The 21,821-nt window shown below is 60.7% G+C and carries 12 protein-coding genes; 11 read left to right on the top strand and 1 reads right to left on the bottom strand.

What is annotated here, in order from left to right:
* The first annotated feature begins 152 nt into the window (after positions 1-152).
* The 10 genes from ABOK31_RS16210 to opgC all read left to right on the top strand — a co-directional run bounded on the left by ABOK31_RS16210 (position 153) and on the right by opgC (position 17,928).
* Positions 153-1,211, top strand: coding sequence for a dipeptidase (locus ABOK31_RS16210; RefSeq protein ID WP_349956690.1), 1,059 nt, complete (start codon positions 153-155; stop codon positions 1,209-1,211).
* Between the two features lie 47 nt (positions 1,212-1,258).
* Entirely contained in the window at positions 1,259-2,899 is a 1,641-nt protein-coding gene (locus ABOK31_RS16205) for an ABC transporter substrate-binding protein (RefSeq protein ID WP_349956689.1), read from the top strand.
* 21 nt (positions 2,900-2,920) lie between these two features.
* Positions 2,921-3,988 (top strand): ABC transporter permease, encoded by a 1,068-nt coding sequence (locus tag ABOK31_RS16200; RefSeq protein WP_349956688.1) that lies wholly within the window; start codon positions 2,921-2,923, stop codon positions 3,986-3,988.
* A complete protein-coding gene (locus ABOK31_RS16195; RefSeq protein ID WP_174176186.1) occupies positions 3,985-4,911 on the top strand; it encodes an ABC transporter permease in 927 nt (308 codons plus the stop codon). Before ABOK31_RS16200 ends, ABOK31_RS16195 begins: the two co-directional genes overlap by 4 nt.
* On the top strand, positions 4,908-5,741 hold the full coding sequence (locus tag ABOK31_RS16190; protein ID WP_174176188.1) for an ABC transporter ATP-binding protein: 834 nt from the start codon (positions 4,908-4,910) through the stop codon (positions 5,739-5,741). The genes ABOK31_RS16195 and ABOK31_RS16190 overlap by 4 nt, the downstream gene beginning before the upstream one ends.
* Complete coding sequence (locus ABOK31_RS16185; RefSeq protein ID WP_349956687.1) at positions 5,738-6,487, top strand: ABC transporter ATP-binding protein; 750 nt, start codon at positions 5,738-5,740, stop codon at positions 6,485-6,487. The genes ABOK31_RS16190 and ABOK31_RS16185 overlap by 4 nt, the downstream gene beginning before the upstream one ends.
* 263 nt (positions 6,488-6,750) lie before the next feature.
* Entirely contained in the window at positions 6,751-6,939 is a 189-nt protein-coding gene (locus ABOK31_RS16180; protein WP_349956686.1) for a hypothetical protein, read from the top strand.
* A 161-nt stretch (positions 6,940-7,100) separates the two neighbouring features.
* Positions 7,101-7,259 (top strand): hypothetical protein, encoded by a 159-nt coding sequence (locus ABOK31_RS16175; RefSeq protein WP_174176193.1) that lies wholly within the window; start codon positions 7,101-7,103, stop codon positions 7,257-7,259.
* 853 nt (positions 7,260-8,112) lie between these two features.
* Positions 8,113-16,623 (top strand): glucoamylase family protein, encoded by an 8,511-nt coding sequence (locus tag ABOK31_RS16170; RefSeq protein WP_349956685.1) that lies wholly within the window; start codon positions 8,113-8,115, stop codon positions 16,621-16,623.
* 108 nt (positions 16,624-16,731) lie between these two features.
* The gene (gene opgC / locus ABOK31_RS16165; protein ID WP_349958976.1) at positions 16,732-17,928 is read left to right on the top strand and encodes an OpgC domain-containing protein; all 1,197 of its coding nucleotides are present in this window, start codon (positions 16,732-16,734) and stop codon (positions 17,926-17,928) included.
* A gap of 953 nt (positions 17,929-18,881) precedes the next feature.
* Here opgC and ABOK31_RS16160 read toward each other — a convergent pair.
* Positions 18,882-20,651 carry a glucan ABC transporter ATP-binding protein/ permease gene (locus ABOK31_RS16160; RefSeq protein ID WP_174173288.1) on the bottom strand — a complete coding sequence of 590 codons (1,770 nt, stop codon included), beginning with the start codon at positions 20,649-20,651 and terminating at the stop codon, positions 18,882-18,884.
* A 377-nt stretch (positions 20,652-21,028) separates the two neighbouring features.
* Here ABOK31_RS16160 and ABOK31_RS16155 point away from each other — a divergent pair, with 377 nt between their 5' ends.
* Positions 21,029-21,769 (top strand): LuxR family transcriptional regulator, encoded by a 741-nt coding sequence (locus ABOK31_RS16155; protein ID WP_349956684.1) that lies wholly within the window; start codon positions 21,029-21,031, stop codon positions 21,767-21,769.
* Positions 21,770-21,821 lie beyond the last annotated feature (52 nt).

Here is a 21,821-nt window from a genome sequence, read left to right as displayed (position 1 = left end):
TGAGGCGGGGTTTTTATCCCGCCTTTTCCATTCGGCGATACCATTCCATGCAAATGCAAATTTTTTTCATTTGGGTATGGCGAATCCCGTCAGCTTTTCTATTCTGGCCGCTTTCCATTCGCTCCCCCAGAGCGCTTCACCCAGGATAGAAAATGCAAGCCGTATTCGATGGTCACAACGACGTTCTCTTGAGACTCTGGCATCACGCGCGCGACGGCGCGGACCCGATCGCTGAATTCAAGGACGGGACGTCTAGCGGCCATATCGATGCACCCCGGGCTCGGGCCGGTGGCCTGGCCGGTGGTCTTTGCGCCATCTATATTCCTTCGGGCGATCTCGTCTTTGCCGATCCGGACAGCAACGGTCACTATGCCACACTGCTGGCGGCTCCGCTGGAGCGGACGCCTTCTCTCGACATCGCGCTGGACATGGCGGCGATCGCGCTGAGGCTCGATCGCGCCGGCGCCTGGAAGCTTTGCCGCTCCACCGCCGAGATCCGCAATTGCATGGAGAAGGGCGTTTTCGCCGCCGTCATGCATATGGAAGGCTGCGAGGCGATCGACGCCGATCTCATTGCGCTCGAAACCTTCTATGCCGCCGGCTTGCGCTCGCTCGGTCCCGTCTGGAGCCGCAACAACGTCTTTGCCCATGGCGTGCCCTTTGCCTATCCGAGCTCGCCGGATACCGGACCTGGCCTGACGGACGCCGGCTTTGCGCTGGTGCGCGCCTGCAACCGGCTCGGCATTCTCGTCGATCTCGCCCACATCACCGAAAAGGGCTTCTGGGATGTGGCCAAGACTTCGGACCAGCCGCTGGTCGCCAGCCACTCCAATGCGCATGCTCTGACGCCGGTCGCACGCAATCTCACCGACAAGCAGCTCGACGCCATCAAGGAGAGCCACGGCATCGTCGGTCTCAACTATGCAACGGCGATGCTGCGCGACGACGCGCGCTCGGATGCCGATACATCGCTCGAGGCGATGGTGCGCCATGTCGATCATCTCGTCAGCCGCCTCGGCATCGACTGCGTAGGTCTCGGATCGGACTTCGACGGCGCCACGATCCCAGCCGAAATCGGCGATGCTGCCGGCAATCAAAACCTGATTGCCGCCCTTCGGGACGCTGGTTATGCTGAAGCCGATCTTGTGAAGCTGTGCAGGGAAAACTGGCTTCGCGTCCTGGCGTCCGCCTGGAAGGAAGGCAGCCGATAAAGTGCGTGCCGATATTGCGTAGAGTTTAAAAAAGGGGAATGAAAACAATGATGATTACCAGGATGAACCGCGGTTTCCGCGCACTTTCTGCCGGCGTGGCTCTCTCGCTTCTGCTGATGGCGGCGCCGAATGCCTATGCTGCGACGCCCAAGGACACGCTGGTCGAGGGCTTTGCCTTCGACGACATTCTGAGCATGGACCCGGCCGAAGCCTACGAACTGTCTGCTGCCGAAATCACCGGCAACACCTACAGCCTGCTCGTCCGCCTCGACATCAACGACACCTCGAAGATCAAGGGCGATCTGGCCGAGAGCTGGTCCGTCTCCGACGATCATCTCACCTATACGTTCAAGCTGAAGCCCGGCCTGAAATTCGCCTCCGGCAATCCGATTACCGCCGAAGACGTCGCCTGGTCCTTCGAGCGTGTCGTCAAGCTCGACAAGAGCCCGGCCTTCATTCTCACCCAGTTCGGTCTTACCGGCGACAATGTGACGGAAAAGGCCAAGGCGACCGATCCGAACACTTTCACCTTCACTGTCGACAAGCCCTATGCGCCGAGCTTCGTGCTGAACTGCCTGACGGCGACCGTCGCCGAAGTGGTCGACAAGAAGCTGGTCCTGCAGCATGTGAAGCCGGCAACGCCGACTGCCGACTACAAATACGACAATGATTTCGGCAATAGCTGGCTGAAGACCGGCTTTGCCGGTTCCGGTCCGTTCAAGCTGCGCGAATGGCGTGCCAACGAAGCCGTCGTACTGGAGCGCAACGACAATTATTACGGCGATAAGGCCAAGCTCAATCGCGTCATCTATCGCTTCATGAAAGAAAGCTCGGCGCAGCGCCTGGCGCTGGAGAACGGCGATATCGACGTCGCCCGCAACCTCTCGCCGACCGATCTCCAGGCTGTCGAGAAGAATGCGCAGCTCGCGACGACCAGCGCGCCGAAGGGCACCATCTACTATATGAGCCTCAACCAGAAGAACGCCAATCTGGCCAAGCCGGAAGTGCAGCAGGCGTTCAAATGGTTGGTCGACTATGATGCCATCGGCAAGACGCTGATCAAGGGTATCGGCGAGATCCACCAGACCTTCGAGCCGAAGGGCATGCTCGGCTCGCTGGATGAGAACCCGTTCAAGCTCGACGTTGCCAAGGCCAAGGAACTGCTCGCCAAGGCAGGCCTGCCCAATGGCTTCTCGATCACCATGGACGTGCGCAGCATCGAGCCGGACACGGGCATTGCAACCGCGATCCAGCAGACGCTCGGCCAGGCCGGCATCAAGGTGGAGATCATCCCCGGCGACGGCAAGCAGAAGCTGACCAAGTATCGTGCCCGCAATCACGACATCTATTTCGGCAACTGGGGCCCGGATTATTGGGATCCCCATTCCAATGCCGATACCTTCACCACCAACGACGACAATTCCGACACCAGCACCAACAAGACGCTCGTCTGGCGCAACACCTGGACCTCGCCTGAGCTGGAGAAGGAAGCCAAGGCTGCGCTCTTCGAAGGCGATGCGGCCAAGCGCGGTGCCATGTATCAGGACATCCAGAAGAAATTCCTGGAAGCAAGCCCCTTCATCATCCTCTATCAGCAGACGGAAGTCGCCGGCTATCGCAAGGACGTGAAGGACTTCAAGCTTGGTCCGAGCTTCGACAACAACTTCGTCTGGCCGATCTCCAAGTGATAATCCGGCAGGATTAGTTCTTTGAGCACCGTCGAACGGAAAATGCAGGTGCGGCCCAAAAAGGGCCGTGCCGCTCCCTTCTTCATGGGTCTGCTGCGATTTCTGGTCGTGGCGGTCACGACCTATCTCGGCCTACTCGCCGTCACCTTCTTCATCGGGCGTGTCATCCCGATCGATCCGGCGCTGGCGATCGCCGGCGATCACGCGCCTCAGCAGGTGCTGGAGCGCCTGCATCGAGAGATGCACCTCGACCAACCGCTCTATCTGCAGTTCTATTATTATCTCCTAAGCGCTTTGACCGGCGATTTCGGCATTTCGGTGCTGACCACCAATCCGGTCATGGACGACATCAAGCGCGTCTTTCCCGCGACGATGGAGCTTGCCACGGTCGGCACGATCATCGGCGCCGTGTTCGGGGTTCCTTTCGGCGTCCTTGCGGCCGTGCGCCGCAACAGCATCGTCGACCAGATCGTCCGCGTCATCGGCCTCGTCGGCTATTCCGTGCCGGTCTTTTGGCTGGCCATGGTTTCGCTTGTCATCTTCTATGCGAAGCTGAACTGGGTCGCCTATCCCGGCCGCATCGACATCGCTTATGAATATACTTTTACGCCGATCACGGGCTTCTTCCTGCTCGACAGCGCCATGCAGGGGCAATGGGACGTCTTCTGGGACGTGTTCCGCCACATCATCCTTCCCGCATCGCTGCTCGGCTATTTCTCGCTCGCCTATATCAGCCGCATGACGCGCAGCTTCATGCTGAATGAATTGGGCCAGGAATATATCGTCGCCGCCCGCGCCAAGGGGCTTTCCGAGACGCGGGTGATCTGGGGCCATGCCCTGCGCAGCGCCGCTGTTCCGCTGATCACGGTGATCGCGCTCTCCTATGCCGGGCTGCTCGAGGGCTCCGTGCTGACGGAGATCGTCTTCTCCTGGCCGGGCATCGGCTTCTATATCACCAGCTCGCTGCGCAATGCCGACATGAACGCCGTTCTCGGCGGCACTATCGTCGTCGGCACTGTTTTCATCGGCATCAATCTGATTTCCGATCTCCTGTATCGGACGCTCGATCCAAGGACCCGACGTAAATGACTGTCGAGACCACCCAACCCAGCTTGAGGGACTGGCTGCTCTCCGATCGGCCGCAGTCGCGCCGGCAGGCGAGACTCGGGCGCGCCTACGTCACCTGGCGGCAGTTTTCCGCCAATCGCCTTGCCGTCATCGGGCTTGCGATCATCATCGCGCTCGTGCTCGTGGCGGCGCTTGCCGATGTCATCGCTCCGCATTCGCCCGTGATCGGCGATCTCACCAATGCCTATCTGAAGCCGCCCGGCACGCCGGGCTATCTTCTCGGCACCGACGACCTCGGCCGCGATATCCTCTCGCGCCTCATCTACGGCTCGCGCTGGACGCTCTATATCGTCGTGCTCGTTGCGATCATCTCGGCGCCGATCGGCCTGATCATCGGCATGGTATCGGGCTATATGGGCGGCTGGGTCGACGTGATCCTGATGCGCGTCACCGATATCTTCCTTGCCTTTCCGAAGCTGGTGCTGGCGCTTGCCTTCGCTGGCGCGCTCGGCGCCGGCATCGAGAATGCCATCATCGCCATCGCCATTACCTCCTGGCCGCCCTATGCGCGCCTGGCGCGGGCCGAGACGATGACGGTGCGGCGCTCGGACTATATTGCCGCGGTCCAGCTCATGGGCGCCTCGCCCTTGCGCATCATCTTCCGTCACGTCATGCCGCTCTGCATCTCCTCGGTGATCGTCCGCGTCACGCTCGACATGGCGGGCGTGATCCTGACCGCCGCCGGTCTCGGCTTCCTCGGGCTTGGCGCGCAGCCGCCGCTGCCGGAATGGGGCGTCATGATCGCGACCGGCTTCAAATACTATCTCGATCAATGGTGGGTGGCGGCCATGCCGGGGATCGCGATCCTCATCGTCAGCCTCGGCTTCAACCTGCTCGGCGATGGCCTGCGCGATGCGCTCGATCCGAAGGAGAGCGGCCAATGACGACGCTTCTGACCGTGGAGAACCTCAAAGTCCGCTATCCGACGCGCACCGGCGTCATCGACGCCGTACGCGGCGTATCCTTCACGCTCGGCCGCGAGCGGTTGGGCATCGTCGGCGAGAGCGGCTCCGGCAAGTCGCAGACCGGCCGCGCCATCATGGGGCTGACGTCGTCGCATGGTATCGTCACGGCCGACAGGCTTGACTTCAGCGGCATCGATCTTCTGTCGACCTCGGCAAAAGAGCGCCGGTCGCTACGCGGCAAGCGCATCGCCATGGTGCTGCAGGACCCGAAATATTCGCTCGATCCGGTCATGACCATCGGCAAGCAGATCACCGAGACGCTGCGCACGCATGAGAAGGTGAGCAAGGCGGAGGCGCGGGATCGCGCGCTTGCCATGCTCGAAGCCGTGCAGATCCGCGATCCCGGCCGTGTCTATGACCTGCATCCGCACGAGGTTTCGGGCGGCATGGGCCAGCGCGTCATGATCGCCATGATGCTGATCGCCGGGCCGGAGCTTTTGATCGCCGACGAGCCGACCTCCGCGCTCGACGTCACCGTCCAGCTCGATGTGTTGAAGATCATGGACAAGCTTGTCTCCGAGCGCGGCATGGGGTTGATTTTCGTATCGCACGATCTGCGGCTGGTGTCGTCCTTCTGCGACCGCGTGATCGTCATGTATGCAGGTAAGGTCGTGGAAGAGCTCAAGGCTTCCGAATTGAACAATGCCCAGCATCCCTACACGCGCGGTCTGCTGAACTGCATGCCCGTCATCGGCGAAAACAGGCATCCGCTGCCGGTTCTCGACCGCAAGCCGGAGTGGGCGGCATGACGGCGGCACTTGCAGTTGACGGCCTCAGCGTCGTCTATGACGGTTACTATGCTCTCGATGCCGTCGGCGTCGAGGTGAACAAGGGCGAATCCTTCGGCCTGGTCGGCGAGTCCGGCTCCGGCAAGTCGACGCTGCTGCGCGCCGTCGCCGGTCTTGCGCCCGTCACGGACGGTACGATCCGCGTCGGCGGCGAACAGCTGAAGGGCGCCAGGCGCAGCAAGACCTTCTATCGGCAGGTGCAGATGGTGTTTCAGGACCCCTACGGTTCCCTGCATCCGCGCCAGACGATCGACCGGCTGTTGCTTGAGCCGCTGGCGATCCATGGGATCGGCGATACCGAGACGCGCATTGCCCGGGCGCTGGACGAAGTCGGCCTCGGGACCGGCTTTCGCTTCCGCTATCCGCACCAGCTCTCCGGCGGCCAGCGTCAGCGCGTCGCCATTGCCCGCGCGCTGATTGTCGAGCCGTCGATCCTGTTGCTCGACGAGCCGACTTCGGCACTCGATGCCTCGGTTCAGGCCGAGGTGCTTAATCTGCTGGAACAGGTGCGTAAGGACCGACACCTGACCTTCGTGATGGTGAGCCACGATCTCGGCGTCATCACCCATATGTGCGAGCGTCTGGCCGTCATGCGCAATGGCGCTGTCGTCGAGAGGCTGACGGCGAAGGAGCTGGCAGCCGGCGACGTGAAGGAAGACTACACGCGCAATCTCATGATCGCCAGCAAGGGGTTCGTCCGCGTCTAGAGCCTTTCCGCTTTTCCTCGAATTGCGGAAAGGCTCTATCTCTTTGTTTTACGTAATTGCGGACGCAAAACCGCTTCGCACTCTTGCTGAAATTGCTCTAAGCGGACGGCAGCCTGCGCCTTCGTCGCGTTAACGAATGGGCCGTTTAAACACGACCAATCGTATAGACTATTGACACCTGCCGCAATTCTGTCATGATCTCGTTAATGGCAGTTAACTTTCGTGATCCTGATCAAGGGGTCAGACGTTAAGCGGAGGCAGGCATGTTTTTCATGGGTGGCATGACCATGGGCTATCTCCATCCGCCGGTTCCGGCGAAGCAGGAAGGTGCACGGTCCGCTACTCTTTCTGAGGAAAACAGCCGCCGCCAGGCCGGACCTGCCGAAGAGCAGGCGGCCGATACCAGCGCCATCGAGCGCAGCTTGATTTGGGCCCGCCGCATTCTTTGCTGATTAGGCGTTGCCGATCTTTCGGGTCCTCGACATCCAATGGTTTAATTTTTCTCGGCTCGTGTTCTGGACGGAAATTCATCTCTACCTAATTGATAGGAAATGTATGAATGTCTGTCCTGGTCTGGCCCGCGAGACATATAAAAAACGAACGGAGGCAACACATGGCGAATTTGGGTATGTCGAATACGCATGTGAATCAGTTCGATGGTTCCAAGCGCGCCGCCAAGACGCGGCAAAAGATTCAAACGGCGATTCACGTCGTCCTGTTTTCGGCTGCATTCCTGTTTGTTGCGGCCATTGTTTGCGGCATTGTCGTCTAACGCGACGTTTTGCCGGATGGCGGTTTTGTTTTGCCGCTGATGTGAGGCCGATGCGGCCCATCTCTTGAAATTTGCGAAGTTTGCGGATCCGGTCGATCAAGACTGGCAGTTTCTCCCTTGCGCAGCTTCCGATCTCGTTTCACTGGCATAGTTTCGCCGGGCAAAGTAAATTTGCCCGGCCGATGGAATATGCCGTGTGAAAACAGTAAACTTCACCTCAAAATATAAGGAGGTTCACGAAGGCCGTCGGCGCAGCCGGGCCTTGGTGGCGCGGAGGGGCAACCGATCTTTTGTATTGAGCTTTCCGGGATCAGGAAAGGGGCTGTCTTTTGGTGGCAGGCATAGGATTGGGCCAGGTTAGTCAACTTTCGCATTGGCACGCTGGCTTCAAACCAAGCCATGAGCTGCCGCGAAAGCGATGCTCCCGACAGGAATTTGCGAATCTTTTGAGGGGGTTCAGTTGAAGTTCATCTTCTGCGGGATATTGAGGGTTCAATATGCCGAACCATGCTGAATTTCCGAAAGCGGATCCATCAGCCGAAGGAGAATGCCTCATGATCTTGATCGATTGTCGTTGACGTGTGCGGATCGCTGCCGGAACCATTTGGCCGCGTATCCAGTTTCATGGGCACCCAACCGGGATAATGGCAAAAAGCGCCAAGATCCTTAAGACCGGCCCCGTGAAAATCTTCGCCTCTATATATTTGTTTTAAGCTGACACTTCTAATTCACCCCCTTCGCCCGCCAGGAAGCGAAGCAAAAGGGTCCAAATGCGTGAATTCTTGTGTCGGGCAGGGCAAAGACGATAAAGGCGACAATGCCACTTACTCTGTTTGGACCCAGAACCCGATCCATGACATCTCAAAATCTCTCCACCGTTACGCCACGCGATTCTGAAGCCAAGCAGATCGATCATAATGATGCGATCCGTGCCACCTATTTCTCCAACGAGCAGATAAAGGAATGCGGCGCGACCTTCGCCCGCAATGGTGCGAAAACCAAGCTGCCAGGCTTTGCGCCCTTCGATTTCTTCGCCCGGCACAAGGAAAACGAGAAAGAGATCCTGCGCGTCTATCGCTCGGCCAATGCCGATGTCGATGCCGGCGAGTCGATCACGCCGGCCGCCGAATGGCTGCTCGACAACCACTACATCATCGAAGAAGCCATTCAGGAAGTCCGCCGTGATTTTCCGAAGAAGTTTTACGACCAGCTGCAGACGCTGACCATCGACGGCATGGTGATGCCGCGCACCATGGCGCTGGCCTGGCTTTACGTCGCCCACACGCATAGCACAGTATCCAATCAGGGCCTGCTGGCGCTCGTCGAAGGTTTCCAGTCGGTGGAGATGCTGAAGATCGGCGAGCTTTGGGCCGTTCCTTCGCTGGTGCGCTACATCCTCGTCGAAAATCTGCGCCGCATTTCGAGCCGCGTCGAGCAGAGCCGCATGACCCGCAAGAAGGCCAATGCCGCCGTCGATGAGCTGATCCGTCTCAACGACGATGCCAAGGTCGCCGAGTTCCTGAAGACGCTCGAGCCCTTAACCTCGGACAATACCTTCGCCACGCAGTTCCTCTATCGCCTGCGCGACGGCTCGCATACGTCGGGTCTTGCCGTCACTTGGCTCGAAAAGCGGCTTGCCGAGGCCGGTACCGACGCCGAAAGCGTCATGATGGCGGAGCACAATCGCCTGTCGTCGGGCAATGTGACGATGGGCAACATCATCAAGAGCCTCCGTCTCATCGACGATACCGACTGGTCCGTCTGGGTCGAAGAGGTCAGCGCCGTCGACAAGCTGCTCTGGGACGAGACCGACTACGCCAAGCTCGATCCGGGTTCGCGCAACAGCTACCGCCGCCGCATTGAAAAGCTCGCCCGCCGTTCCGACAAGACCGAAATGGAGATCGCCCAGGTCGCCATGGCGATGACCGAGGCCGCCAAGGCATCGGGCGAAGGGCAGGCGCGTGAGCCGAATATCGGCGATTTCATCATGGGTCAGCAGACCCAGAAGCTGGAAAAGGCAATCGGCTACCGTGCGCCGATTTCGGTCAGCTTCGTGCGCCAGTGGCGCAAGCTGAACTGGCTGTCGATCGCAGCCCCGGTGCTGTTCCTGACCGTCGTGGCGCTCGGCGTCGTCGGCTATTTCATGCTGCATGCCGGCATGGGCTGGGCCGAGACCATCCTGCTGCTTCTGATGTTCTCGCTGCCGGCCTCGGAAGGCGCCACCGGCCTCTTCAATTTCTTCGTCACCATGTATCTGACGCCGGCGCGTCTGGTCGGCTACGAATTCAAGGAAGGCATTCCGGAAGAAGCCCGCACCCTGGTCGTCGTGCCGACGCTGATCGGCAACCGCGACAGCGTCGACGAACTCGTGCGCAATCTCGAAGTCCATTATCTCGCCAATCCGGGCGGCGAGATCTACTACGCGCTGCTCAGCGACTGGCCCGACAGCCAGGAGGAGGAGAGCGAGCGCGATCTGGAAATCCTCGACTACGCCCGCCGCGAAGTCGCCAATCTGGCTGCCCGCTACGATGAAGACGGCATCCAGCGCTTCTACCTGCTGCATCGCCGCCGTCTCTACAATCCGGCCGAAGGCGCGTGGATGGGCTGGGAGCGCAAGCGCGGCAAGCTGCACGAGCTGAACATGCTCCTGCGCGGCGACCGCGACACCACCTTCCTGCCTGGCGCCAATATCGTGCCGAAGGACGTGCAGTATGTCATGACGCTCGATTCCGATACACGCCTGGTGCGCGATACCGTGACGAAGCTCGTCGGCAAGCTGCATCACCCGATCAACCGCCCGGTTTTCGACCCCGAGAGCAAGCGCGTCGTGCGCGGCTACGGCGTGCTGCAGCCGCGCGTCACGCCGTCCTTGACCACGGGCAAGGATGCGTCGGTCTTCCAGCGTGTCTTCTCGGTCAACCGCGGCCTCGACCCTTACGTCTTCGCCGTTTCAGACGTCTATCAGGATCTGGTCGAGGAAGGCACCTTCACCGGCAAGGGCCTCTATCACGTGGATGCCTTCGAAGCGTCGCTGAAGGGCAAGATCGACGAAAACGCTGTTCTCAGCCACGATTTGCTCGAGGGCTCGATGGCGCGCTGCGCCCTCGTCACGGACTGCGAACTCGTCGAAGACTTCCCGATCCGCTACGAAGTGGAAGTCTCGCGCCAGCATCGCTGGGCGCGCGGCGACTGGCAGCTCCTTCCCTATCTCTTCAATCCGAAGCGCGGCGTCACCGGCCTTGGCCGCTGGAAGATGATGGATAATCTGCGTCGTTCGTTGACGCCAATCGCCTGGTTCTTCGCCTCCGTGCTCGGCTGGTACTTCATGGAGCCGCTGGCGGCGCTCATCTGGCAGATTCTTCTGATCTTCTGCCTGTTCGTAGCGCCGACGCTGTCGCTCATCAACGGCATCATTCCGCGTACCAGCGATATCGTCGCCCGTGCCCATCTCTACACCGTCTGGTCGGACATCCGCGCCGCCAATGCCCAGGTGGCGCTGCGCATCGTCTTCATCGCCGACGGCGCCTGCATTATGGCCGACGCCATCGGCCGTTCGCTCTACCGTGCCTTTGTCAGCCGCAAGCTGATGCTGCAATGGCGAACTGCCGCAAGCGCCCAGGCTGCCGCGCAGACGACGATCCTCGGCCACTACCGCGTCATGTGGCATGCGCCGGTGCTGGCGCTCTTGGCTCTGGCCTTCGCCTCGCTCTCCGGCGACAACGCCTTCTTCGTCGGCATTCCCTTTGCGCTGCTCTGGGTCCTGTCGCCGGCGATCGCCTGGTATGTCAGCCAGTCGGCCGAGACCGAAGACCGGCTCGAAGTGCCGGAAAGCGTTTCGTTCGAACTGCGCAAGATCGCGCGCCGCACCTGGCGCTATTTCGAGACCTTCGTCGTCGAACAGCAGAACCATCTGCCGCCCGACAACGTGCAGCAGACCCCGAATGCCGTCGTCGCGTCGCGGACGTCGCCGACCAATATCGGCGTCTACCTGCTGTCGGTCATTTCGGCCCGTCATTTCGGCTGGACCTCCTTCGAGGAAACCATCGATCGCATGGAAAAGACCATGGCGACCGTGGCGAAGCTCGAAAAATTTCGCGGGCACCTGTGCAACTGGTATCACACCGATACGCTGAAGCCGATGGGCGCGCGCTATATCTCGGCTGTCGATAGCGGCAACTTTGCCGGCCACCTGATTGCCGTTTCGTCGGCCTGCCGCATCTGGGCGGAAGCGCCATCGGCGCATATGCAGGGCAATCTGGACGGTATCGGCGACGTCGCCGGCATTCTCGCCGAAATGCTTGCCGAGCTTCCGGACGACCGCAAGACGGTGCGGCCGCTGCGCCGCCGCCTGGAAGAGCGCATTGTCGGCTTCCAGAACGCGCTCGCCGCCGTCAAGCGCGAGCATGAGTTCGCCTCCATCCGCGTCATCAATCTTTCGGTTCTGGCGCAGGACATCCAGAAGCTTGCTGCAAACCTCGACCATGAGGTGAAGTCGACGCAGAGCGGCGAAGTGCTCACCTGGTCGCAATCGCTGGTTAGGGTTTGCGAAGGCCATATTGCCGACAGCATCTTCGATCTCGCCAATGTGGATTCGCTGCGCCAGCGTCTGGCGAAGCTGCGCGACCAGATGCGCGAACTCGCCTTCGGCATGGAATACGCCTTTCTCTATCGTCCGGAGCGGCGCCTGCTTTCCATCGGCTTCCGCGTCGAAACCAACGAGCTCGATGCGGCCTGCTACGACCTTCTGGCCTCCGAAGCCCGCCTCACCAGCCTTTTCGCCATCGCGAAGGGCGATCTGCCGACCGAGCACTGGTATCGTCTCGGCCGTCAGGTCGTGCCCGTCGGTTCGCGTGGCGCGCTGGTCTCCTGGTCCGGCTCGATGTTCGAATATCTGATGCCGCCGCTCGTCATGCAGGAGCGCCAGGGCGGTATCCTCAACCAGACGAACAATCTTATCGTGCAGGAGCAGATGAACTACGCCAAGCGTCTTGGCTCGGATATCCCCTGGGGCATTTCGGAAGCGGCTTTCAATGCCCGCGACCACTACATGCACTACCAGTACACCAATTTCGGTGTGCCTTCCCTCGGCCTCAAGCGCGGCCTCGGCCAGAACGCCGTCATCGCACCCTATGCCTCGATCCTTGCCAGCCAGTATCGTCCGGCCGCGGCGCTCGAAAACCTGCAGAAGCTGCGCAAAGTGGGCGCGCTCGGCATCTACGGCTTCCACGATGCCGTCGACTTCACGCCGACCCGCGTTCCCGAAGGCAAGAAGTGCGCGGTGGTCTACAATTACTATGCGCACCATCATGGCATGTCGATCGCCGCGATCGCCAACGTCGCCTTCAATGGCCGCTTGCGCGAGCTCTTCCATGCCGATCCGGTGATCGAGGCGGCCGAATTGCTGCTGCAGGAAAAGGCGCCGCGCGACATTCCGGTCATGGCCGCGAAGCACGAAAGCGACCAGCCGGCCAATATCCAGGAAGACATGCTGCGTCCGGAGATCCGCAAGATCGCCGATCCGGCGACGCAGGATCGCGAGCTCGCCTTCCTTTCCAACGGCCACTATTCCGTCATGCTGACGGCAACCGGTGCCGGCTACTCGCGCTGGAATGGTCTGACGGTCTCGCGCTGGCGCGCCGACCCGACGGAAGACCGCTGGGGCACCTTCATCTTCCTGCGCGATACGGCTTCCGGCCAATGGTGGTCGGCGACCGCCGAGCCGCGCAGCATCGAAGGAGAAAAGACCAAGGTCGCCTTCAGCGATGAAAAGGCCGAATACAGCAAGACCGTCGGTGATCTCACCAGCGACGTCGAATGCATCGTCGCGACGGAGCACGATGCCGAAGGCCGTCGCGTGACGCTGCTCAACATGGGTGCGGAAGATCGCTTCATCGAAGTGACCTCCTATCTCGAGCCAGCGCTTGCGAGCGACGACGTCGATTCCGGTCACCCGGTCTTCACGCGCATGTTCGTGCGCACCGAGATCGGCAAAAACGGCGACGTGATCCGCGCCGAGCGCAACAAGCGCGACTATAATGAGCCGGATATGTCGGTCGCTCACCTGGTCGTCGACAATGCCGGATCGGAACGCCCGACCGAATTCGAAACCGACCGCCGCAAGTTCCTCGGCCGCGGCCGCACGCTTGCCGAAGCAGCCGCCTTCGATCCTGGCGCAACGCTCTCTGGCACCGATGGCTTCACCATGGATGCCTGCCTGTCGCTGCGTCGCGTGGTGCGCGTTCCCGCCGGCAAGAAGGTCAGCGTCATTTTCTGGACGATTGCCGCGCCGAACCGCGAGGAAGTCGACAAGGCCGTCGAGCGCTACCGCAATCCGGACACCTTCGGCATCGAGCTCACGCAGGCCTGGACCCGCACGCAGATGCAGATGCGCCATGTCGGCGTCACCTCGCAGCAGGCGGCCGCCTTCCAGAAGCTGGCGCGTTATCTCGTCTACCCGGACATGCATCTGCGCGCCGATGGCGCCACCGTGCAGGCCGGCTTGCATTCGCAGTCTGCTCTCTGGCCGGTGACGATCTCGGGCGATTTCCCGATCTTCACGCTGCGCATCAACGATGATATCGACCTCGAAATCGCCAGAGAAGCGCTGATGGCCGCGGAATATCTGCGGTCGCGCGGCATCAGCGCCGATCTCGTGATCGTCAACGAACGCGCCGTCGAGCAGGCCCAGGACATGCAGCGGGAGCTGGACAAGCTCGTCGAACACGTCCGTCACAATCAGGGCGACGGCCTGCGCCAGAACATCTTCTCGGTTCGCAAGGATCAGATCGAGAACGAGACCTATCAGGAGATCCTTGCCGCATCGCGGGTGATCTTCCATGCGCGCAATGGCAAGCTGGTCGATCAGATCGCCCGCGCGGCGACGCTGTTCGCCTCCGCGCAGTCCGACGGCCCGGCGCCGGTCAATCGTCTGACCGTGCCGACTGTGCTGCAGGAATCGATCTTTATGGCCGAGCCTATCGAGGCGCAGGACGATCTCGATTTCTGGAACGGCTATGGCGGCTTCTCCAAGGACGGCCGCGAATATGTCGTGCGTCTGCCCGGCGGTCAGTCGACGCCGCATCCGTGGATCAACGTCATTTCGAACGAGCGCTTCGGCTTCCATGTTCCCGCCGAAGGTGGCGGCTTCACCTGGAGCCACAATTCGCGCGACTATCAGTTGACGCCCTGGACCAACGATATGGTCATCAACCGTCCGGGCGAGGCGCTTTATGTTGCCGATCTCGACAGCAACAAGGTCATGACGCCCTATGCCGGCCTGTCGCGCAACGCGAAGGTCCGTTTCGAGGCCCGTCACGGCCTCGGTTACTCCGTCTTCTCGAGCGAAGAGGATGGCGTGGCGCTGGAGCTGACTCAGACCGTCGATCGCGAGCGCCCGGTCAAGTTCTTCCGCCTGCGGCTCAGCAACAAGGGCGCTGGCAGCCGGCGCCTGCGGATCTACAACTACGCCGAATGGGTGCTCGGCATCAATCAAAACAAGACCAGGCCCTTCATCCTGTCGACGCTGGATGAGGAGACGGGTGCTCTGTTTGCCAACAACCCCTACAGCATCGATTACTTCAAGCGGACCGCCTTCATGGCGGCGAGCGAGACGCATTCGAGCTTTTCGGCAAGCCGCCGCGAGTTCATTGGCCGCCATGGCACGATCCAGATGCCGGAAGCCGTGGTGACGGCTGCGGCGCTCTCTAACTCGACCGATCTGGATGGCGACCCCTGCGGTGCTCTGGCCTTCGACGTGACGATTGCCGCTGGCGAGCAGAAGGAAATCTGCTTCTACATGGGCGATACGGCGACCGTCGAAGAGGCCCGCGCCCTGGTTTTGGAAATCCGCAAGGCCGATTTCGAGGCCGTGCTTTCCGAAGGCCGCGAGTTCTGGAACGGCTTCACCGGCCATGTGAAGATCTCGACGCCGGACAAGGCGATGAACAACATGATCAACGCCTGGCTGCCCTATCAGAGCCTCGGCTGCCGCATCATGGCGCGTACCGCCTTCTATCAGTCGTCGGGCGCCTTCGGCTTCCGCGACCAGCTGCAGGATACGCTGGCATTCCTGGTGCACAAGCCGGAGCTTGCCCGCAACCAGATCCTCAATGCCGCCCAGCGTCAGTTCCGCGAAGGCGACGTGCAGCATTGGTGGCTGCCGGGCAGCGGCGCCGGCGTGCGTACGCATATTTCCGACGATGTCGTCTGGCTCGCCTATGCCATCGACCAGTACTGCACCGTGACGGGCGACAAGTCGCTCCTCGACGAGGAACTTGCCTTCGTCGAAGGTGCGGCGCTGATGCCGGGAACGCATGACGTCTTCTATCAGCCGACCGTGTCGCAGGACAAAGTCAGCGTCTACGAACATGCGGCCTTGGCGCTCGATCTCGCGATCAAGCGCAAGGGCGGCAATGGCCTGCCGCTGATCCTCGGCGGCGACTGGAACGACGGCATGAACCGCGTCGGCATCCAGGGCCGCGGCGAAAGCGTCTGGCTCGGCTGGTTCCTGGCCGGCATGCTCACCGCCTTCCTGCCCTATGCCGAGGCCCGCGGCGACAAGGAGCGCGTCAAGCGCTGGTCCGATCACCTGCCGGAGCTGCGCAAGGCGCTGGAATCGGCCGGCTGGGACGGCGGTCACTATCGCCGCGGCTATTTCGACGATGGCAGCCCGCTCGGCTCCAGCGAGAATTTCGAGTGCCAGATCGATTCGATCGCGCAGTCGTGGAACATTCTCTCCGGCGAAGGCGACAAGGCACGCGGCGAGAAGGCGATGAACGCCGTGCTCGACAAGCTTGTCGACGACGAAAACCGCATCATCCGGCTGTTCACGCCGCCCTTTGCCAAGTCGGCCCGCGACCCGGGCTACATCAAGTCCTACCCGCCGGGCGTGCGCGAAAATGGCGGTCAGTACACCCATGCGGCCACATGGGTGGTTATGGCGCTGGCGGAGATGGATCGCGGCGACGATGCCTGGCATTGCTTCGACATGCTGAACCCGATCAACCATGCACGCGATCGTGATCAGGCTGATACCTATCGTGTAGAGCCCTATGTGGTCGCCGCTGATATCTACTGCGAAGGACAATTGACGGGCCGAGGCGGCTGGACCTGGTATACGGGCTCCGCCGGCTGGCTGTATCGCGTCGCTGTCGAAGGCATTCTCGGTATCCGCGTGAAAAACGGACGACTTTTCGTCAAGCCGGCACTGCCTTCGAACTGGGACGGCTTTGCGGCGGATATCGAACTGCCGAGCGGAAATTACCGTATTTCCGTCTCAAAAGCGCCCGATGCGGCGAGATACTCGGTGACCATCAATGACAGGGCGGTCGCCCATCCCGAAGAGGGCTTTCCGGTCGGACAGTAGCGTTTCTGCACTGTTTCGCTTCGACGATCGGGGCCAAAGGGGGAACTCTTTGGCCCCGATTGCATTTGATTGTCGGAACAGGAGAGTTTTATGAATTCAAGGGCGAATATGAGCCCGGTGCCGGCACAACGAGTGAGTTTGCCGAAGCCGGTCTCCCAGAGGGATACCCGACTGGATGTTCTGAGAGCCTTGGCTCTGATCATGATCTTTATCAACCATGTGCCAGGGCAGATCTTCGAAGATTTGACCTCCAAGAATTTCGGATTTTCCGACGGCGCCGAGGCTTTCGTACTGATCTCCGGCATTTCCGTCGGTCTTGCCTACGGAACGCGGTTTCTTCCGGGCGATCGGCTGAAAATGGCATGGAAGGCGGTCAGGCGCGCCTTCACGCTCTATACTGCGCATATGATCACGACTTTCGTGACGCTGGTGCTCTTCATTTCCGGCGCGTGGATTTTCCACCAGAAGGGCCTGCTCTGCGAAGTGAACATTCTTGCCCTGCTGATGGACCCGGCGCGCGGCATTCCCGCGCTGCTGACGCTCGGGCACCAGATCGGCTACAACAACATTCTGCCCATGTACGGCGCCCTGTTCCTTATGCTGCCGCTGATCATGCTGCTGGAGGCAAGGAGTCCTTTGCTTCTGCTCGCAGTTTCGGTCGGCGTCTGGCTGGTGTCGGGCATCTATTACATCGCGCCGCACACGACGCTGCTTGACGGCTTCTGGTTCCTCAATCCGCTATCCTGGCAGCTGCTTTTCGTCATCGGCTTCGTCGCCAGCATGCATGTCAAGCGCGGCGGGCAAATCCCTGCCCATCCGGTTCTGATCGCGCTGGCCTGCGCCTATGTGCTCCTGTCCTTCATCTGGGTGACCGACAAGCTATGGATACTCGGCGACTACCTCGCCATGCTCGGCCTGCCGACCGTGGTCACCGGCTTCGACAAGACCTTCCTGTCGCTGCCGCGGCTGCTGCATGTACTGGCGCTCGCCTATCTGATCATCAGCATACCTTCCATTTCGGCGCTGCTGCGCCGCTCGGCAAGCCACCCGCTGACGATCCTCGGGCGGCATTCGCTGAATATCTTCGTTGCAGGCACGATACTCGCCATGGCCGGCCAGGTCCTTCTCTATGTGACCAACAAGAGCTCCGTCGTCGGTGCGATCTATGTCGTCTTCGGCATCGCCGCGCAGTTCCTCTATGCCTATCATCTCGAGCACAAGCGGCTTGAGCTTGCCGGCCAGCGCGCGGCGAAGGCGCCTGCAGCACCGATCGCAATGCCTGCTCATTTCGGAAAGCGTCATTGAAGGGTTCCGCCGCGCCGCGTGCCCGCACGCGGTTCGGCCCATTGATCTTCCCGCCGTTGCTGAGATCGCGGCGACCAGGCTCACGGGGCCCGCACTGACAAATGGACGGCCTGTTCAGCTTCGAGTGCAAGTTCTGATCCGATGCCGGTCGGGTGCCGACCCTAACTCCAGTCAGCATTCGTCCGTATTGACCTCCGATCAGAAAACGGAAAGGCCCGGTTTTCCCGCCGGGTCTTTCTTGTTCCGGGTGCCTGCCTATGGATGCCCGTCCGCGGTGAATGGCGCCAGCTTTGGGCTCCGCTGGCCTTTACTAAATTCAAGCTTCGCTCTTGCTCACCTGGCTTTCAAGATCGCGACCGCAGTGCTTGCGCCGCTACTCAACAGCCGAGGCACACACCAAAAGCAGCGGGCGTCGTGGGGCGAGCGGGGATGCCATCCGGTTGCCTAATCATGCGTTGAGAATGATGATCATCTTGCCGATGACAGTGCCACAGTCATTTTGTCTGGCTTGCCCTGGTCGCTCAAATTTGTGCAAAGGGCATCGATGCGTGGAGCAGCATGGGCGAGATGCTGATTTGAACTGCATCCCCTAGTCCAGGCAGGCGGCATTGCCGGATAGTCCCCTCTCCTCGCAAGCGGCGAGTGGGCCAAGGTGAGGGCCTGTTTGCGAAGACAGTAATTGCGTGATGCTGTCGATCGTCCATAAGCGATACCGTCGGCTCCTAAAACCATGGGTGCCATTTGCGATGGGTGGCTTGCAGAAGGCGGTGGGCGTGTCTGACCCAAGGCGCAGCCAGCGCGAAACAAATCAGCACTCTCCATCAAGTCGGTAGCTTGCGGCCCTCACCCCAGCCCTCGCACTGCTTATGGGGAGAGGGGGTTTCTTGTGCCGAGCACAAAAAAGCCGGGAGAGCGTTGCTCTCCCGGCTTTGATCTTGGGCCCCTTGCGAAGATCAGGCGGCTTCGTTTTCCGTTGCGTGTGCCTTGCGGACTTCCTCGTCCGTCAGGATGCCGCTGGCGCGCAGGAGGGCGGCGAAGCGACCGTTGCTCTGGCTGAGCTCGTTGAAGCTGCCGTTCTCGATGATGCGGCCGTTGTCCAGGAAGAGGACCATGTCGGCCTCGCGGACCGTCGACAGGCGGTGCGCAATGATGAAGGTCGTGCGGTTCTGGCGCAGGTTGTCGATCGCGGTCTTGACCCGGTTTTCGGTTTCGACGTCGAGCGCACTGGTCGCTTCGTCGAGCACAAGGATCGGCGCATCCTTGAGGATGGCGCGGGCGATCGCGATACGCTGGCGTTCACCACCCGAGAGCTTGTTGCCACGCTCGCCGACGCGGGTATCGTAGCCGCCTTCGCGGGTTTCGATGAAGTCGTTGGCGGCGGCGGCCTGGGCGGCACGGATCATTTCTTCCTGCGTCGCGCCTTCGCGGCCGAGGCGGATGTTGTCGCTGATCGAGCGGTTCAGCAGGCCGGCATCCTGGAAGACGGTGGCGATGAAGCGGCGCAGCGACTTGCGGGTCACCTTGGTGATGTCGTGACCGTCGACGAGGATCTGGCCCTTCTGCGGGTCGAAGACGCGCTGCAGCAGGTTGACGAGTGTCGTCTTGCCGGCGCCGGTCGGGCCGACGATAGCAACGGTCTGGCCTGCTTTCACCTTGAAGGAGATGTCGTGCAGGCCCTGCGAGGAGTTGGCGAAGCCGAAGGATACGTCGCGGAATTCCACTTCGCCCTTGACGTCCTTGATTTCGGCAAGACCGGCCGGCTCTTCGCGGTCGCGAACCGAATCTTCCAGCGTGTAGAAGTCCACGAGCTTGGCGCGCGCTTCGAAAATCTGGTTGGCGAAGTTGCGCAGCTGTTCCAGACGGCCGATCAGCACGTTCGCAAAAGCGATGAAGGTGATCAGGGCACCGAGGCTGAGGCTGCCATCCTGGACGAGGACGGTGCCGATCATCAGGATCGCCATCATGGCGACGGTCGAGGCCGTGCGGTTCAGCGCGCCGGCAAGCGCCCACCAGTCAAGGACCGGATACTGGGCAGCGAGCAGGCGTTCGGTGAAGGACTTCAGCGCCTTGGTTTCAGCTTCGATACGATTGTAGCTGTGCAGCACCGATACATTGCTGATCGAGTCGCTGACATGCGAGAAAACCGTGTTGTAGTGGCTTTCGACCGAGGTCTGGCCATCCTTCGTGCGGCTCATGACCAGACGGCCGATGATCCAGTAGAAGACGCCGAGCAGGACGAGGACTGCAGACAGGCGCAGGTCCATGGCCATGGCGGTCGGAACCATGATGACGAGCGCAACGGCGGTCGACAGATGGTTGCGCATGAATTCGAGCCACAGGCCGAACAACGCTTCGCAGGCGCGCAGAAGCGTGTTCAGCGCGCTCGCCGTGCCGCGCTGGCTATGCCAGGAGAGCGGCATCGAAATGATGCGGCCGAATGCTTCGGTGAGCAGGGAGGCGCGGCGGCCATGCGCAAGGCGGTCGGCCTCGCGGGACACCACGATGAAGGCGACAGCACTGAAGACGGCAAAACCGGCCCACAGCATCATGGTCGGTGTTACGGCTTCTTTCTTGGCAATGGCGTCGAAGATGCGGCCGAACAGAACCGGTTCATAGATGGTGGTCATCGCAAGCGCGATGTTTGCGATCACGACCATCCAAACGCGGTATCGATACGCGCCAAGATACTTCAGGGCTCTTGCATAGACTTTGAACAGTGACACGTCAGGCACCCTCTGTGCATCAGCAAAACTCGGAATGCTGCGACACTACAGATCGGTACCTGAACCGGCGATTAACGGAATCTGAAGCTGTTTTTTCAAGGGAATTTCGCGCGCAACGCGTGCTGTCACGGCGAGGTGCTATCGGTCGCCGCAGAAATGTGACAATTTGGGGACGACCCTGCCGCGGCATCATCCGTTACTATTAAGTCACGCCGAAGGCGGCCATTCAGGGTTGAATGGTAAAAAAATCGCCAAAGGCGTTCAATTTCCCGTCGGCCTGAGTATGTTGCCGGCGATTAAGCGCGCTATGGGGCCTGGCGAGCAAGGTGGCAACGCTCGTCCGCCGATAATTCAGGCTGCGAGGCCGAGGGGTAAATGTGAATATCCATTCGCTAATACAATTGCTTGTGGTCATCGAAGAATGCAAGCGTACCAAGGATGTCGTGGCCGAGCTCGAGCTTGTGCTCCGTTCCTACAAATTCGATTTCTACGGTCTGTTGAGGCAGACGCGGCCGAATGTCGATATTGCCAGTTTCATGCTGGCAGGCCGCTGGCCCGATCAATGGCCGCTAACCTATGTCCGCAAGAGATACATGCTCGTCGATCCGGTTGCGCGCTATGCCACCCGGGCGCAGCGCCCCTTCCGCTGGAGCGATGCCGTGGCTGCGCAGAAATCTGATCCGCTCCGGCGCCGGATGGAGCAGATGATGGCGGACGCCCGTGCCAACGGGCTGATCGACGGCTATATCTTTCCGATTCACGGACGAAGCGGTCTGCTTGGCAGCATGACGATGGGCGGGGAGGCGGTCGATCTATCCCCGACGGAGCTTTCGCTCTTCGATGCCGTGGCCAGAAAGGCCTTCTGGCGACTTCTGGAGCTGCGTGACGAAGCGCAATCGATCGAGGAGCAGGGAAAGGTCGATGTGAAACTGACCAAACGCGAGATGGAGGTGCTGAACCATCTGGCCGACGGCATGACGTCGATCGAGATCAGCCGGCTGCTGACGATCTCCAATCATACCGTCGACTGGTACATGAACAGCATCCAGGACAAGCTGAAGGCCAGAAATCGGCAACACATCGTTGCCATCGCTTTCAGAAACGGACTTATTCCGTAATGGCAACTATTTTGATGTCGGATGTCGCAGGAGAAATTGAACTTCCTGTGAC

It is taken from the genome of Rhizobium sp. ZPR4, from assembly GCF_040215725.1.
GTDB lineage: Bacteria > Pseudomonadota > Alphaproteobacteria > Rhizobiales > Rhizobiaceae > Rhizobium > Rhizobium rhizogenes_D.
Note: the sequence above shows the minus strand (reverse complement) of the source record. Positions and strands in the feature narration are given on the sequence as shown.

What these genes read in the sequence shown, in the direction of transcription:
- ABOK31_RS16195 (WP_174176186.1), top strand. Translation starts at nt 3,985, where the DNA reads ATGACTGTCGAGACCACCCAACCCAGCTTGAGGGACTGGCTGCTCTCC.
- ABOK31_RS16185 (WP_349956687.1), top strand. Translation starts at nt 5,738, where the DNA reads ATGACGGCGGCACTTGCAGTTGACGGCCTCAGCGTCGTCTATGACGGT.
- ABOK31_RS16205 (WP_349956689.1), top strand. Translation starts at nt 1,259, where the DNA reads ATGATGATTACCAGGATGAACCGCGGTTTCCGCGCACTTTCTGCCGGC.
- ABOK31_RS16170 (WP_349956685.1), top strand. Translation starts at nt 8,113, where the DNA reads ATGACATCTCAAAATCTCTCCACCGTTACGCCACGCGATTCTGAAGCC.
- ABOK31_RS16210 (WP_349956690.1), top strand. Translation starts at nt 153, where the DNA reads ATGCAAGCCGTATTCGATGGTCACAACGACGTTCTCTTGAGACTCTGG.
- opgC (WP_349958976.1), top strand. Translation starts at nt 16,732, where the DNA reads ATGAGCCCGGTGCCGGCACAACGAGTGAGTTTGCCGAAGCCGGTCTCC.
- ABOK31_RS16190 (WP_174176188.1), top strand. Translation starts at nt 4,908, where the DNA reads ATGACGACGCTTCTGACCGTGGAGAACCTCAAAGTCCGCTATCCGACG.
- ABOK31_RS16180 (WP_349956686.1), top strand. Translation starts at nt 6,751, where the DNA reads ATGTTTTTCATGGGTGGCATGACCATGGGCTATCTCCATCCGCCGGTT.
- ABOK31_RS16175 (WP_174176193.1), top strand. Translation starts at nt 7,101, where the DNA reads ATGGCGAATTTGGGTATGTCGAATACGCATGTGAATCAGTTCGATGGT.